Genomic DNA, 14,533 nt, shown 5'->3' with positions numbered 1-14,533 from the left:
GTCACCGGGACCGGCTGACTGACCGGACCGACAGGACGACAAAATATGCATTCACAGTGCTAATACTACGAGCCCCGCGACGGACCCGTCAACGCTCGGTCGCCCGGTAACCGGCGGCCTGCAACGCGAACAGCTCGGCGTACCGGCCGCCGGCGGAGACCAGCTCGTCATGCCGGCCCGACTCGACCAGTGCGCCGTTGTGCAGCACGAAGATCCGATCGGCATGCCGTACGTTGGCCAGCCGGTGGGTGATCAGGATTGTGGTCGCCCGGCCCTGACGGTCCCGGATCGCCTGGAAGAGCGCGTCCTCGGCACGCGGGTCCAGCGCCGAGGACGGCTCATCCATGATCAGCAGCTCGGCCTCGCGGAGGAACCCGCGTGCCGCCGTGATCCGCTGCCACTGCCCGCCGGAGAGGTCCTGCCCGTTGGCGAACGTACGGTCGAGCAGCGTCTCGTACCCGTACGGCAGGTCCCGGATCATCTCGTGGGCGACCGCGCGCTCGGCGGCGACCTCGATCCGGTCCTGCCTCGGCTCGGTCTCGGTGTCACCGATGGCGATGTTGGTCGCCGCCGTGAACGGCCACTTGTGGTACTCCTGGGTCACCACGGCGACCCGGGCCCGCAACCCGCCGGGATCCCACTCGCGCAGCGGCCGCCCGTTCCACTCGATGGTGCCCTCGCTCGGCACCCGCAGGGCCGCGATCATCGCGGCCAGGGTCGTCTTGCCCGACCCGTTCTCGCCGACGAACGCCACCGTCTCACCGGCCCGGATGGTGAGCGTCACGTCGTCCACCGCCGCGTCGACCCGCTCCGGATAACGCAGACTCACCCCGCGTACGGCGAGTTCCTCCAACCGGGTGACCGGCTCACCGCCACCGGCGGCGGGCAGGTAGTTCGTCGCCCGGGTCATGAACCCGGTGTAGTCACTGAAGTGCTGGCCGTCGCTGTAGATGTGGTCGATGTGGAAGGTGACCGTGGTCAGCGACCGCTGCGCGGCCTGCACCGCGAGCACACACGTCGCCGCCGCGGCCAACGGGATCTGTCCGTCCAGGAGCAGGACACCGAGCAGGACGTACACCACGCCGGTGGCGACCCCGCCGATCACCGAACCGATGCTGGTGGTGGTCGTGACCTTCCGGGCCAGCGCGATCTGGATGTCGGTCTCCACCCCCATGACCCGGTCGTACTGGTCGAGCAGGAAACGGCGCAGCCCGTACGAGCGCAGTTCCGGGGCCGAGGCACGCTCCGCCATCAGCCGGTGCAGGATCCACAACCTGCGTCGGCGTACGGAGCCGGCGATGTAGGTCTGGTAGCGCTGGTGCCCCGCGCGCAGGGCGCCCCAGGCGTTCGGGACGGTCGCGACCAGCAGGGCGATGAGCAGGAGCGGGTGGATCACGATCACCGCGACGGTCACGGCGAGCAGGCTGACCAGTCCGGCCAGCAGGTTCATCGCACCCTGGACGAGGGCGATCGCGGAGTCCGTGCCACGGGAGGCGCGTTCCATGTCGTCGGCGAACGCGTCCTCGTCGAAGGCGTCCAGCCGTACGAGGGTGGTGACCTCGAACAGACCGCGTTCGACCTCCCGGCTGACCCGTGGGGTGAGACCGTTCTGGGCGTACCCGGTGGCGATGCCCAGCCCGGCGCGGATCGCGGTCGCCGCCGCCAGCAGCACCAGCGCGGGCAGGGCGGCGGCGACCTTGTCCGGTGTCGGGCCGCCCGCGAACAGTTCCACCAGCACCCGCTGGGTGGCCAGCAGTCCGAACGCCGCCATCACACCCGCGCCGACCGTCGCGACACCCACCACCGTGGTACGGGTCCGGTCGGCCCGCCAACTGATCGTGACCGCCCTGGCCACCAGGCGGGGCAACTCGGCGAAGACGGCGAGCAGGCCCGCGTCGACCCGCGCCCGCAGACCGGTCTCCCACCACATGGTGCGCAGTTCCGGCAGTACCGATTCCGCCGGTCCGCCGCCCGCCGGTCGAGGCGCGGCTCGGTCACCGTTGTCGCGGGTGGTGTCGTCGGTGGCGGATGCTGTCACGTGGGACCTCCGGACATGAGAATCAGCGGCAATGACCTGATGGTCCGATCTCCGTCGACATCTGAGATCGGTTCCTATTCCTATGTGTCGCGGTGAGTGGAGCGGGGGTATTCCGAGCGGGACATCGTCATCCCTACCGTCGCGACACCCCCACCGGTCGAGTTCTCTCGCGTTCATTCACGTCCGGGCAGCACCAGCCACCTGATCTGACAGCAACCATCGTGGCCTGAGGATTCTCGGTCCCGTTCGGTCCGTGCCCCGCCGGGGCGACACTCGCTGCGACGGTGACGCGTACTCGCTTCTGTGGTATCGCGAGTACCATTTACTAAATCCCCCGACGCCGTTGCGGAGGACCCGAACGTACGGGAAGAGTCGCCTCCACCGCCGTTGCCCGCACCTATTCCTACACACTCTGCGAACAGCAAACTGGCCTCCTCCCCTCCACGGGGATGAGGCCAGTTGCCGACGGTCTGCGCTCCCGACGACGGAAGCGCGGGTAGGTCAGGAAGCGGTGGGGATGCCGTTCGCCGGTGGTGCTGCCGGTGCCACGGTGTACTCCTTGACCGGGCCGTCCGCCTCGTCCGTCTCGTACGTCGCACCGAAGTAGCTCTGCACCCCGCCGGTGACCTTGCTCAGCCGCGCCCCGCCGTACCCGGAGTGGTCGGTCTTGGAGAACCGCAGCGGTGCCAGGCCGGGTCCCTGGAAGCCACCCTTCTCCACGGCTGCGAGCAGCGACTCGCGGGTCAGGTCCTTGCCGGCCGCGAGCAGGGCCTGCACGGTCAGGTAACCGACCGACATGCCGTAGACGGTGTTGCCGTCGAACGGGGCGTCACCGTTGTGCTCCTTGTTGACCTTCGTGAAGAGCTGGATCCACGGGTTCGCCGCGTCGTTGTCCATCGGCATGTAGTTCGACCCGACCACGCCTTCGAGCAGCGGTGCGGCCGCCCCGAGCGACTTGGCGAGCGTGTCGTAGTCGGCGCCGACGTTGGACACGATCCACTGGGGCTTGAAGGCGAGCCGGGCCGCGGTGCCGATCGACAGCGCGGTGAAGCCCGGTACGGTCGCCAGCACGACAACCTGGCAGCCGGCCGCCTTGAACGCGCCGATCTGCGGGGCGACGTTGGTGTTGCTGGTGACGTACGTCTGCTTGGCGGCGACCGTACCGGCCCCGAGGATCTTCTCCACCCCGGCCAGGCTGTCCCGGCCGAAGTCGTCGTCCTGACCGAGGAAGCAGACCTTCTGCCCGGCGAGGTTGGTCTTGATGTAGTTCGCCAGGATCTTGCCCTCGACGGTGTAGTCGGTGTTGTACCCGAACGTCGACGGGTACTTCTCCGGCTGGTCCCAGCTCCGGCTGCCGGAGGCGACGAAGAGGTCCGGCACCCGGTTGGTCTTGAGGAAGTCGAGCACTCCGGTGTGCGTCGGCGTACCGAGGCCGTTGACCACGGCGAACACCTTGTCCTGCAACACGAGTTGCCGGACCACCTGCTGGGTGTTTGCGGGGTTGTACCCGTCGTCCATGATCTTGTAGGTGATCTTCCGACCGTGCACCCCGCCGTTGGCGTTGACATAGTCGAAGTAGGCCTTGGTCGCCGGCGCGATGCTCGAGTAGCCGGCCGCGGCGGGCCCGGTCAGCGGCATGTGCGTACCGAGCACGATCTCGGTGTCGGTGACGCCGGGCACGGGTGCCCCGCCGCCGCCCGAATCACCGTCGTCGCTGCACGCGGCGGTGGTGACGAGCAGGCTGAGCGAGGTGGCGATCACGAGACCGCGTCGTACGATGCTGCGTTGCATCATGGGGAGGCACCGACCTTTCTCGGTCCGGTTCTGTCTGACGGTGGTGTGTGTGCTGGTGCGGTGAGTGGTGCGGGCGGTGCCGGTCAGCGCCGCCGACGGGGCAGCGCACGCCCGATCCGGGTCAGCAGCCCTTGGATGCCGCCCGGAGCGGCGATCATGACGACGATCAACGTGACTCCGAAGATCGCCAGCGGGAGGTTTCCCTCCCACCGCTGCGCCACGGCGGGCGACAGCGTGAACAGTTCGGTCAGCGAGTGGGTCAGGTCGGGGAGCGCGACCAGCAGCACCGCGCCCCAGACCGCACCGGCGAGACTGCCGAGTCCACCGATGACGATCGCCATCAGCAGGAACAGCGACAGGGTCAGCGAGAACGCCCCCGGTGACACGCTCTGCGCCAGCACCGCGAGCAGCCCGCCGCCGAGGCCGGCGCAGCCGGCACTGACCACGAACGCCAGCACCTGGGTCCGGGCGACGTGGATCCCGGCGAGCCGGGCGGCGATCTCGTCGTCGCGTACGGCGCGCAGGGAACGGCCGAACCGGCTGCGGACCAGGTTCGCCAGCAGGAGCATGGTGAGCAGGGTGACGGCACCGGCCAGCCAGGCCTGCCAGCGTTCGTAGGGGAAGTAGGTGCCGAGGCCGAGCGGTGGTGGCGCGACCGGCACCGACAGTCCCTGTTCACCACCGAACACCTCGTCGAAGGTGATAGCCACCGCCGGCACGACCACCGCGACCGCCAGGGTCAGACCGGCCAGGTACGGGCCGCGCAGGCGGGCGGCGGCGAGCCCGATCACCGCGCCGACGGCAACCGTGACCACCACCGCCGTCAGCAGCGACACCGCGAGCAGCCAGCCGGAGGTGGCACCGCTGTCGGCGATCCGGGTCTGGGTCAGCGCCACCGTGTACGCACCGGTGGCCATTAACGCGCCGTGTCCCAGGGAGAGCTGCCCGTTGAGTCCGGTGAGTACGGTCAGCCCGGCGGTGGCGCAGAGGTACGCGGCCACCGTGGCGAGCTGGAAGTTGCGGAACGGCTCCAGCCCGTACGTGGCGGCGAGCAGCAGCAGCGCCGCGACCAGGGTGATGCCGAGGTGGCGCAGCAGCGTCGACCGCCCCAGCGCCGCGGACCTGCGTACCGCCGGGGGCGCGGCGACCTGCGTGGGGGCGCTCACACGTGCCTCGCCGCGACACCGGAGAAGAGGCCGCCCGGTCGGGTCAGCAGGACAACCAGCAGCAGGGCGAGGACGGCGAGCGGGGTGACGTCGCCGCCGACGTACCCGCTGACGTAGGAGAGCAGCAGCCCGACCACCAGCCCGCCGATGACCGCGCCGGGTGGACTGTCGAGTCCGCCGACGACGGCGGCGGTGAACGCGGAGACGAAGACGAGGTCCATGGCGTGCGGGTGCAGCCCGAGTTCGGTCGGGATGACCAGCATGCCGGCGAGCGCGCCGACCCCGGCGGCGAGTGCCCAACCGAGGGTGAGCATGCCGCCGACGTTGACCCCGAGCAGCCGGGACACCTCGGGGGCGAAGGCCGCCGACCGCATCCGGAGGCCGACCGGGGTCCGGCCGAACATCCAGGCCAGGCCGAGCACCACCGCACCGACCGCGGCGAAGACGAACAGGTCGTACGGGGCGAGCAGGACCAGCCCGCCGACCGTGAGGGCGGTACGGTCGAACGGAGCCGGTGCGGGCAGGAACTCGTTGCCGTACACGATGCCGAGGACGGCCTGGATGACCAGGACCAGCCCGAGGGCGACGATGACCGCGTTGAGTGGTGACGTGTGGCTGACGAAACGCATGACCGTCAGGTCCACCACGGCACCGAGCACCAGTCCGGCGGCGAGCGCGGCGACGAAGCCGAGCCAGTAGGAGCCGGTGGCGACCGACACGCTGTGGGCGACGTACGCGGTCGCGACCGCCATCGCCCCCTGGGCGAAGTTGACGATGCGGGCGGCCCGCCAGATGAGTACCAGCGCCAGGGCGAAGGCGGCGTACACCGCTCCCCTGGCCAGGCCGTCGAACGTGAGAAAAACGAAGCGGTCCAAAGATTCCTCCCTCCGAGCTGTCCGATGTGGGGTGACGCGGGGTCCGGTCAGAACCCGAGGTACGCGTGCCGCAGGTCGGCGTCGTCGCGCAGTCCGGCCGCGCCGGTGGCGATGACGATCTTCCCGAGGGACATCACCACCCCCTGGTCGGCGACGGACAGCGCGCTGCGTACGTTCTGCTCGACCAGGAGCACGGTGAGCCCGGTACGGTCGCGCAACTGCCGCAGCAGCGCCATGATCTGGGCGGTGACCCGTGGCGCGAGCCCGAGCGACGGTTCGTCGAGCAGCAGCAGCCGGGGTCGGCCGACCAGGGCGCGGCCGAGGGCGAGCATCTGCCGTTCGCCGCCGGAGAGCTGGTGGCCGGCGTGGCGTCGCCGTCGGGTGAGCGGTTCGAACAGGTCGTAAACCTCGTCGAGGGCCACCCGGGCGTCGGCCCGGTCGCGTCGCCAGAGCCCGCCGAGGCGCAGGTTCTCGTCCACGGTCAGTTCGGCGACCACCCCGCGCCCCTCGGGCACGTGCGCCAGGCCCCGGCGGACGAGTTGTTCGACCGGGACGCCGCGCAGGTCGTCGCCGTCGAACACGATCTGTCCGCCGGTCGGCCGGACCAGCCCGGAGAGCGTACGCAGCAGCGTGGTCTTGCCGGCACCGTTGGCACCGAGGACGGCGGCGATGGTGCCGGGCGCGACGGTCAGGTCCACCGACCGCAGCACCGGCGCGGCGCCGTAACCCGCGACGAGTCCACGTACGCTCAGCAGCGCGTTGTCGGCGCTCACGCGACCGCCCCCTTCTCCCCCTCGACACCGGCGTCGGCGGTGGCGTCGGTTGCAGCGGCGTCGGTGGCCTGGTCGACTTCGGCGCCGAGGTAGGCCTCGGTGACCGCCGGGTCGTCCCGGATCACATCCGGCGGACCGGCGGCGATCACCCGGCCGAAGTCGAGCACCACGATCTCGTCGCAGACCGCCATCACCAGGTCCATGTGGTGTTCGACCAGCAGGACCGCGCACGGATGATCGGTGCGGCGGGGCAGGTCGCGGATCAGGGCGCCGAGTTCGTCGATGTCCTCGGCGCCGAGGCCACCGGCGGGTTCGTCGAGCAGCAGCAGCCGGGGTCGGGCGGCGAGCGCGCGGGCCAGGGCGACCCTTTTGCGTACGGCGAAGGGAAGCGTGCCCGGGGCGGCGCCGGCCCGGTCGGCGACGCCGAGCCCGTCCAGGATGGTCAGTGCGTGTTCGCGCAGCCGGCGTTCGTCGCGATCGCTGCGCGGCAGCCCGAACAGGGCGGAGGCGAACCCGGCCCTGGCCGAGTTGGTGGCGCCCGCCATCACGTTCTCCAGCACGGTGAGCCCCGCGAAGAGTCCGACGCCCTGCAGGGTACGGGCGATGCCGAGGCGGGTGAGCCGGTGCGGGCGGGGGCGCAGCGGTCGCCCGTCGAGGGTCAGTGTGCCGGTCGACGGTTGGACCAGGCCGCAGACCACGTTGAACAGGGTGGTCTTGCCGGCGCCGTTGGGCCCGATCACGCCGACGACCCGATCGGCGGGGACCCGGAGCGAGACGTCGTCGAGGGCGGTGAGCCCACCGAAGCGCACCCCGATGCCGTGCAACGCGAGCCCGTGCTCCGTCATCAACATCCCTCGTTCGGTCTCCGAACTAATTACACTCGGAGTGTACGTTTCCGAAACCTGGCGTCAATACCTTCGATGCGTACTTGTTACTTAGCAGTAGCTAAGCCGTTTACACATCGGTCATCCGGGCAGGTCAGCCAGAATGGCGAGCTTCGCCCGGTGCCGGTCGGCGGTGCCGAACCCGATCGCCGCGCTCTTGGCCCGCTTCAGATACAGGTGCGCCGGGTGCTCCCAGGTGAAGCCGATTCCGCCGTGCAACTGGACGCACTCCTGCGCCGCCGTCACCGCCACGTCCCCGCAGTACGCCTGCGCCAGCGCCGCCGCGACCGGGGTGTCGACGGAGTCGTTGGCCAGGCAGTCGGCCGCGTACCGGGCGACCGCTCGGGCCTCGGTCACACTCACCCACACGTCGGCGAGCCGGTGCTTGACCGCCTGGAACGAGCCGACCGGCCGACCGAACTGGTGCCGTTGCTTCACGTACTCGACGGTGGTGTCCAGGCACCACTGCGCCACCCCGACCTGCTCGGCGGCGAGCAGGGCCGCACCCGCGGTGAGGGCGTCGGTGACCGTCCCGACGGCGGCGTGACCAGCCGCGATCCGCCGGCCCGGGGCACCGTCGAGCACGATGTCGCAGAGCTGCCGGGTGGCGTCGAGCGAAACCACCGGCACCCTGGAGACTCCGGGACCGTCCGCCTCGACCGCATACAGACCGTCGGTGGTCGGTACCAGGAGCAGGTCCGCCGGCAGCGCGTCCGCGACCCCGACAATGGCCCCGGTGAGGTCCCCGCCCCCGACGACCGTGTGCTCCGGCGGTCCGGGCGGGGTCGCGAACGGTACCGCCAGCACGGCGATCCGCTCACCGGTCGCCACTTCGCCGAGCAGATCGGTCTCGACACAGCTCAGCAGCGCGCGTACGGCAACCGCGTGCCCCAGGTACGGCACCGGCGCGACCGCCCGACCGAGTTCCTCGAGCACCACCGCCACCTCCCGGAAGCCCGCACCCGCCCCGCCCAGCGCCTCCGGTACGGCCAACCCGGCGAGCCCCAGGTCGGTGCCGAGCCGCCGCCACAGCCCCGGGTCGTACGACTCGACCCCGTCGACCCGGGCCAGCACCGCCGACCACGGGCTGTGTGCCCGGAGCAGGGCCCGTACGCTCTCGCGCAGCGCCTCTTCGGACTCGTCGTAGCGCAGGTTCGTCATCGGTCCACCCGAGGTTCGGCCGGCAGCCCGAGGAGCCGCTCGGCGATGATGTTGCGCAGGATCTCGGAGGTGCCACCCTCGATCGAGTTCCCGCGTGCCCGCAGGTAGCGGTAGGTGGCGCCCCGGCCGAGCAGGTCCGGTTCGGTCGGGCGGCGCAGCGACCAGTCGTCGTGGCGCAGCCCGTCGGCGCCGAGCAGTTCGACCTCGGTGCCGCTGATCGCCTGGGCCAGCCCGGCGAAGGAGAGCTTGACCGCCGAACCTTCCGGGCCGGGCTCGCCGGCCACCAGTTGCTGGCGCAGTCGCAGTGCGGTGAGCCGGGCCGCCTCGGCGCGTACCCAGAGGCGCAGGATCTCGTCGTGCCGGCCCGGCGTACGCAGATCGGCCCGGTCCCGCCAGGTACGGGTGAGCAGCCCGATCATGCCGCCCTCGCGGGGCATCGGGGCGCCGCCGATCGAGACCCGCTCGTTCATCAGCGTGGTCCTGGCCACCTGCCAACCCTCCCCCACCGCACCGAGCCGAAGCGAGTCGGGCAGCCGCACGTCGGTCAGGAACACCTCGTTGAACTCGGCCTCCCCGGTGAGCTGCCGCAGCGGTCGCACCTCCACTCCCGGTCCGGAAAGGTCGCAGACGAAGTACGTCATCCCCCGGTGTTTGGGCAGTTCAGGATCGGTACGGGCGAGCAGGATCGCCCAGCGCGCCCGGTGCGCCATCGAGGTCCACACCTTCTGCCCGGTGACCAGCCAGTCGTCGCCGTCGCGTACCGCCCGGGTGGTGACGCCGGCCAGGTCGGACCCGGCGCCCGGCTCGCTGAACAGCTGGCACCAGATCTCCTCGCCGGTCCAGAGTGGGCGCAGGAAGCGGTGGTGCTGGTCCGGGGTGCCGTGCCGGAGCAGGGTCGGCGCGGCCATGCCGATGCCGATGCTGTTGCGCCGGGGCTGGTTGTCCGGCGCCCCGGCCAGCACGAACGCGGCGTCGACCACCGGTTGCAGGTGCCGGGGCGCGCCCAGTCCGCCGAGTCCGACCGGGTAGTGCACCCAGGCCAGGCCGGCGTCGAACCGGGCACGGAGGAACTCGATCCGGTCAGCGTGCGGGTCGTGCTGCCCGAGGAAGGCAGCGACCCGGTCGCGGAGCCGGTCGGCGGCAGCGGCGTCGTCGTCGGCCACGCTTCTCTCCTCATGTATTTGCATCGTTGGTGCAATATAAACGCACGACCGCGCCGGACGGAAGCCCGGCGCGGTCGCGATGACGATCGCCACCGGAGGCGGCCGTGGGCCGACCGCTCCGGTGGTGGAAATCAGGAGCTGGGGCAGGTGTTGCGGTACTCCTCGATCGCCGTGCCGGACGGCCCCGGGCAGAGGAACTGCTCGTACCGGGTGTCGTCGTCGACGAACCGCTTCAGCCAGGCCACCGCCTGCTTGGCGGTCGGGGTGTTGGTGGTCTGCGGGAAGAAGTGGCTGGCTCCGTTCAGCTCCAGGTACGCCTTTTCCGCCGAGGCCGGGATGCTGTTGTAGAACGGAATCGAGTGCGACGACACCGCCGCGACGGAGTCGTTCTCGCCGCCGATGATCAGCGTCGGCACCCGCAGCGTCGACCAGCTCTTGGTCGCGTTCCACGGGGCCAGCGGCACCGCTGCCTGGAGCGACGGACGGCTCCGGGCAGCCTCCAGCGAACCGCCACCACCCATCGAGTGACCGGCGACGGCGAGCCGGCTCGGGTCGATCCGGGTCCGCACCGAGCTGTCCTCGACCAGGTAGTCGAGGGCGGCGAGAAGCTGCTGACCCCGGCTCGCCGGCTGGTCGTAGATCGTGTTCGTCTCGATGCCGATCACCACGAAGCCGTGCGAGGCGATCCGGGGACCGAGCCAACTGATGCTCGACCAGCTCGCGGTGAAGCCGGGCGAGATCGCGACGGCACCGAAGGTGCCCTCACTGGTGCTGGTCGGGTAGTAGATGACCCCGCCGCCGAACCCGCTGACCAGCGAGGAGACGTTCTGCGAGGAGGTGGCGAACGGGCCACGGCTGGCTTCGAGGATCGCGCTGGTCGGGTTCGGACCACGCTCGTACGGGCCGGCGGCCTGGGCGGCACCCGGCACCGCGACGAGGCCGGTCGCGACCAGGGTCGCCGCCGCGGCGAACCGGGCAAGCCCGAGAAGAGCGGATCTCGTACGGGTGGGGGCGGGGGCGGAGGTGTGTGGTTGCACGTCGGTGTACTCCCTGTTCGTCGGGGCCATATCGACGTCCACCAGTGTTTGACGTGCCGGACCGGCCACGCATCGGCAAAATCACCAGTCTGTTGCCGGTAGGGGTTTCGTCAGACGGGCTCGACGACCACCAGCTCGCCGACCTGCTCGCCGATCGTGGTGCGGGCGTCCCCGGGCAGCCCGACGTCGGTGATCAGCACGTCGGCGGCCTCCAGCGGGGCGATGGTGGCGATGCCGATGGTTTCCCATTTGGTGTGGTCGGCGAGCACGACGAGCCGACGGGCCGCACTGATCAGGCACCGGTTGACCCCCGCCTCCAGCATGTTCGGCGTGGTGAACCCGGTCCGCGGGCTGAGCCCGTGCACGCCGAGGAAAAGCAGGTCGACGTTGAGCGCGCTGATCGCCGCCTCGGCGACCGGCCCGGTCAACGCGTCCGACGGGGTACGGATCCCGCCGGTCAACACGACCGTCTGGTCGGCGCGCGGGTTCTGGTAGAGCGCGTCGGCCACCGGAATCGAGTTGGTCACCACGGTCAGCCCCGGTACGTCGGAGAGCAGGGTGGCCAGCGCGGCGGTGGTGGTGCCGGCGGAGAGCGCGATGGCCATCCCCGGCTCCACCATCCTCGCGGCCCGCTCGGCGATGGCCCGCTTCTCCGCCTGCTGGCGGACCGACTTCGCGGCGAAGCCGGGTTCCTCGGCCGAACCCGGCCCGGCGAGCGTCGCGCCGCCGTGCACCTTGTCCACCAGGCCACGCTCGGCCAGCGCCTCCAGGTCGCGCCGGATCGTCATGTCGGACACGCCGAACCGACTGACCAGGTGGCTCACCCGCACACCGCCGCGTTGGCGGATCAGATTGAGGATGGCGGTCTGCCGCTGCTGGGCGAGCATCCGGGGAACTCCTTCGCGCGGTGACTGTCGTCGGGATCAGGTCGGGTCGCCGGTCCGATCCTCGCGGACGACCGCCACGTCACCGGCCGGCAACGTCAGCTCACCGGCGCAACGAGCCCCGGTCAACAGGTCGGTGCCGGTCACCTGAAGCCGTACCTCGGCGTCGGTGTGGTTGATCGCGAACAGCCAGGTCCGGTCGTCGTCGCGGCGGCGTACCACCTCCACTCCGGACGGCGCCGACGCCGCAGGGCGCACGCCGGCCTCGTCCACGAGCCGGGCGACCAGCCGGTCCGTGGCCGGCTCGTCCAGTCGGGTGCCGACGTACCAGGCCGCGCCGTCGCCGACCCGGTGCCGGGTCAACGCCGGCACACCCGGCAGGGGCCCGTCCGTGTACGACGCGAGCACCTCGGCACCGTCGGCGTGCAGCCACTCGGTCCACACGTCGGCGGTGCTGCCGTCGTCGAGCCGGACCCGCTCGCCCTCGCGCAGCGGGAAGAACTCCTCGGTGCGTACGCCGAGCAACTCCCGGAACGCGCCCGGGTAGCCGCCGAGCCGGATGTGGTCGTTCTCGTCGACGATGCCACTGAAGTAGGTGACCGCCACGGTCCCACCGCCCTCGACGTACCAGTGCAGTGCCGCGACGTCGGCGTCCCGGACCAGGTAGAGGGTCGGTGCCAGCACCAGCCGGTAGCCGCCGAGGTCCGCCGACGGGTGGATGATGTCGGCGGTCACCCCGGCCCGCCAGAGCGCTCGGTGCAGGGCGGTCAGCCGGTCGGCGTACTGGACGTCGATGCTGGGGTGCGAGTCCAACTCGACCCCCCACCACGCCTCCCAGTCGAACAGGATCGCCACGTCGGCATCCACCCGGCTGCCGCGTACCTCGGCCAGCGCCCTGAGGTCGGCACCGAGCTGGCAGACCTCCCGGAAGATCTTGGTGTCCGGTCCCGCGTGCGGCACCATCGCGGAGTGGAACTTCTCGGCGCCGGCCCGGGAGGCGCGCCACTGGAAGAACAGCACCCCGTCGGCGCCACGGGCGACATGGGCCAGGCTGTTGCGGCGCAGCTGCCCGGGCAGCTTGGCCACGTTGCGCGGCTGCCAGTTGACCGCGCTGGTGGAGTGCTCCATCAGCAACCACGGATCACCACCCGCGACGCCCCGGGTGTGGTCGGCTGCGAGCGCCAACCCGAGATGCGCCTGCGGGTCGGCCGCGGTCAGGTAGTGGTCGTTGGACACCAGGTCCACATCGTCGGCCCAGGAGTGGTAGTCCAGGTGCTTGACGCCCGTGCCGATCATGAAGTTGGTGGTGACCGGCTGACGGACCAGGGTGGCGAGCACGCCGCGTTCGGCGCGCAACTGGGCGCGCTGCTCGTCGGAGGAGAAGCGCAGGAAGTCGAGCTGCTGCGTGGGGTTGGCGAAGGTCGGTGCGGTACGCGGAGGGTTGATCTCTGCCCAGTCGCCGTAGCGCTGGCTCCAGAACGTGGTGCCCCAGGCGGCGTTGAGCCGGTCCAGGTCGCCGTAGCGCTCCCTCAGCCAGCCCCGGAACGCTTCGGCGCTGACGTCGCAGTAGCAGTGCACGTTGTGGCAGCCCAGCTCGTTGGAGACGTGCCACATCACCACGGCGGGGTGCTCGGCGTACCGGCCGGCGACCGCCCGTACCAGCTCCAGCGACCGCTCGCGGAACACCGGCGAGCTGGGGCAGTACGCCTGTCGTCCGCCCGGCCAGAGGATCGTGCCGTCGGCTCGGCGGGGCAGCGTCTCCGGGTGCGCCCGGGCCAGCCACGGTGGCGGGCTGGCGGTGGCGGTCGCCAGGTCGACCTGGATGCCGACGGAGTGCAGGAGGTCCAGCACGCGGTCCAGCCAGCCGAACTCGAATCGGCCCGGGGTGGGCTCCAGCAGGGCCCAGGAGAAGATGCCGACCGAGACCAGGTTGACCCCGGCCCGGCGCATCAGGTCGATGTCCTCCGACCAGGTCTGCTCGGGCCACTGCTCGGGGTTGTAGTCGCCGCCGAAAAAGATGCCGTCACCCTGCCATTGCCGCATGAGAGCTGAGGGTGCACCCCGCGGGACACCGAAGTCAACAGGTTCCAACATCGAAGCGGGCGCGAGTGGCTGTTCGTGTTTATCCATGTGGATTCTCGGTGGATCCCGATATGTGGCCGCTGGAGGTCACCGCAATCGCCTGAAAATTTCTTCGTCGGGATGTCGAGAACGGTGCCGGCTGCTTCTACCTCAGGGTGAGAGCACCGAGAGGGTGCACAGCCGTGAGGAGCGAAACCATGAAGTACATGCTGCTGATGCAGTTCAGCGCCGCCGGAACGGACTTCCCCGGCGTCGAGAACTGGACGCAGGAAGAGGTCCAGGCGCACATCGCGTTCATGGGCGAGGTCAACGGCAAGCTCACCGCCGCGGGCGAGTGGGTCGACGGGCAGGGCCTCGCTGGCCCGCACCAGGCCCGGATCGTCCGCGCCGGTGAGGGCGGGGCGCCGGTGGTCACCGAGGGGCCGTTCGCCGAGACGAAGGAGTTCCTCGCCGGCTTCTGGATCGTCGACTGCGACAGCCCGCAGCGGGCGGTGGACCTGGCCGCGTACATCTCCACCGCGCCCGGCCCCGGCGGACGTCCGCTCAACATGCCGATCGAGGTGCACCCGGTGCTGTCCGGCCCACCGTCGGACCTGTGAGGGCTGACCAACCGATCTCCGCATCGAGGACCTGCTGCGCGAGTTGGCGCCGCAGGTCCTCGGCGTGCTGACCCCGG

The 14,533-nt window shown here is 70.7% G+C and carries 12 protein-coding genes; 1 reads left to right on the top strand and 11 read right to left on the bottom strand.

All coding sequences use genetic code 11. From position 1 onward, the window contains the following. Positions 1–88 precede the first annotated feature (88 nt). The 11 genes from ACWEFB_RS11395 to ACWEFB_RS11345 all read right to left on the bottom strand — a co-directional run bounded on the left by ACWEFB_RS11395 (position 89) and on the right by ACWEFB_RS11345 (position 13,818). Entirely contained in the window at positions 89–2,038 is a 1,950-nt protein-coding gene (locus tag ACWEFB_RS11395) for an ABC transporter ATP-binding protein (protein ID WP_452284569.1), read from the bottom strand. 501 nt (positions 2,039–2,539) lie between these two features. Beyond that, a complete protein-coding gene (locus tag ACWEFB_RS11390) occupies positions 2,540–3,832 on the bottom strand; it encodes an ABC transporter substrate-binding protein (RefSeq protein ID WP_452284567.1) in 1,293 nt (430 codons plus the stop codon). An 83-nt stretch (positions 3,833–3,915) separates the two neighbouring features. Then, positions 3,916–4,998, bottom strand: a complete 1,083-nt coding sequence (locus tag ACWEFB_RS11385) for a branched-chain amino acid ABC transporter permease (RefSeq protein WP_452284565.1) — start codon at positions 4,996–4,998, stop codon at positions 3,916–3,918. Then, positions 4,995–5,873: a branched-chain amino acid ABC transporter permease gene (locus tag ACWEFB_RS11380; RefSeq protein ID WP_326558057.1), complete on the bottom strand. Its 879-nt coding sequence runs from the start codon at positions 5,871–5,873 to the stop codon at positions 4,995–4,997. Before ACWEFB_RS11380 ends, ACWEFB_RS11385 begins: the two co-directional genes overlap by 4 nt. Positions 5,874–5,920: 47 nt before the next feature. Then, positions 5,921–6,646, bottom strand: a complete 726-nt coding sequence (locus tag ACWEFB_RS11375) for an ABC transporter ATP-binding protein (protein WP_452284562.1) — start codon at positions 6,644–6,646, stop codon at positions 5,921–5,923. Next, complete coding sequence (locus ACWEFB_RS11370; RefSeq protein WP_452284560.1) at positions 6,643–7,491, bottom strand: ABC transporter ATP-binding protein; 849 nt, start codon at positions 7,489–7,491, stop codon at positions 6,643–6,645. The genes ACWEFB_RS11375 and ACWEFB_RS11370 overlap by 4 nt, the downstream gene beginning before the upstream one ends. Before the next feature lie 120 nt (positions 7,492–7,611). After that, complete coding sequence (locus tag ACWEFB_RS11365) at positions 7,612–8,691, bottom strand: acyl-CoA dehydrogenase family protein (RefSeq protein ID WP_452284558.1); 1,080 nt, start codon at positions 8,689–8,691, stop codon at positions 7,612–7,614. Further along, positions 8,688–9,854 carry an acyl-CoA dehydrogenase family protein gene (locus ACWEFB_RS11360; RefSeq protein ID WP_452284556.1) on the bottom strand — a complete coding sequence of 389 codons (1,167 nt, stop codon included), beginning with the start codon at positions 9,852–9,854 and terminating at the stop codon, positions 8,688–8,690. Before ACWEFB_RS11360 ends, ACWEFB_RS11365 begins: the two co-directional genes overlap by 4 nt. A gap of 131 nt (positions 9,855–9,985) precedes the next feature. Next, a complete protein-coding gene (locus ACWEFB_RS11355; protein WP_452284554.1) occupies positions 9,986–10,921 on the bottom strand; it encodes an alpha/beta hydrolase family protein in 936 nt (311 codons plus the stop codon). Positions 10,922–11,001: 80 nt separating this feature from the next. After that, positions 11,002–11,778 carry a DeoR/GlpR family DNA-binding transcription regulator gene (locus ACWEFB_RS11350; RefSeq protein ID WP_452284552.1) on the bottom strand — a complete coding sequence of 259 codons (777 nt, stop codon included), beginning with the start codon at positions 11,776–11,778 and terminating at the stop codon, positions 11,002–11,004. Positions 11,779–11,814: 36 nt separating this feature from the next. Continuing rightward, positions 11,815–13,818, bottom strand: a complete 2,004-nt coding sequence (locus ACWEFB_RS11345; protein ID WP_452284550.1) for a beta-galactosidase — start codon at positions 13,816–13,818, stop codon at positions 11,815–11,817. 236 nt (positions 13,819–14,054) lie between these two features. On the opposite strand from ACWEFB_RS11345, the gene ACWEFB_RS11340 reads away from it, so the two are divergent. Next, positions 14,055–14,456 carry a YciI family protein gene (locus ACWEFB_RS11340; protein ID WP_452284548.1) on the top strand — a complete coding sequence of 134 codons (402 nt, stop codon included), beginning with the start codon at positions 14,055–14,057 and terminating at the stop codon, positions 14,454–14,456. The last annotated feature ends 77 nt before the right edge of the window (positions 14,457–14,533 follow it).

The sequence above is a fragment of the Micromonospora sp. NPDC004704 genome, from assembly GCF_053601675.1.
Note: the sequence above shows the minus strand (reverse complement) of the source record. Positions and strands in the feature narration are given on the sequence as shown.

Coding starts and splice junctions, on each gene's coding strand:
- ACWEFB_RS11370 (WP_452284560.1), bottom strand. CDS start 7,491: ATGACGGAGCACGGGCTCGCGTTGCACGGCATCGGGGTGCGCTTCGGT.
- ACWEFB_RS11365 (WP_452284558.1), bottom strand. CDS start 8,691: ATGACGAACCTGCGCTACGACGAGTCCGAAGAGGCGCTGCGCGAGAGC.
- ACWEFB_RS11350 (WP_452284552.1), bottom strand. CDS start 11,778: ATGCTCGCCCAGCAGCGGCAGACCGCCATCCTCAATCTGATCCGCCAA.
- ACWEFB_RS11340 (WP_452284548.1), top strand. CDS start 14,055: ATGAAGTACATGCTGCTGATGCAGTTCAGCGCCGCCGGAACGGACTTC.
- ACWEFB_RS11355 (WP_452284554.1), bottom strand. CDS start 10,921: ATGGCCCCGACGAACAGGGAGTACACCGACGTGCAACCACACACCTCC.
- ACWEFB_RS11390 (WP_452284567.1), bottom strand. CDS start 3,832: ATGATGCAACGCAGCATCGTACGACGCGGTCTCGTGATCGCCACCTCG.
- ACWEFB_RS11345 (WP_452284550.1), bottom strand. CDS start 13,818: ATGCGGCAATGGCAGGGTGACGGCATCTTTTTCGGCGGCGACTACAAC.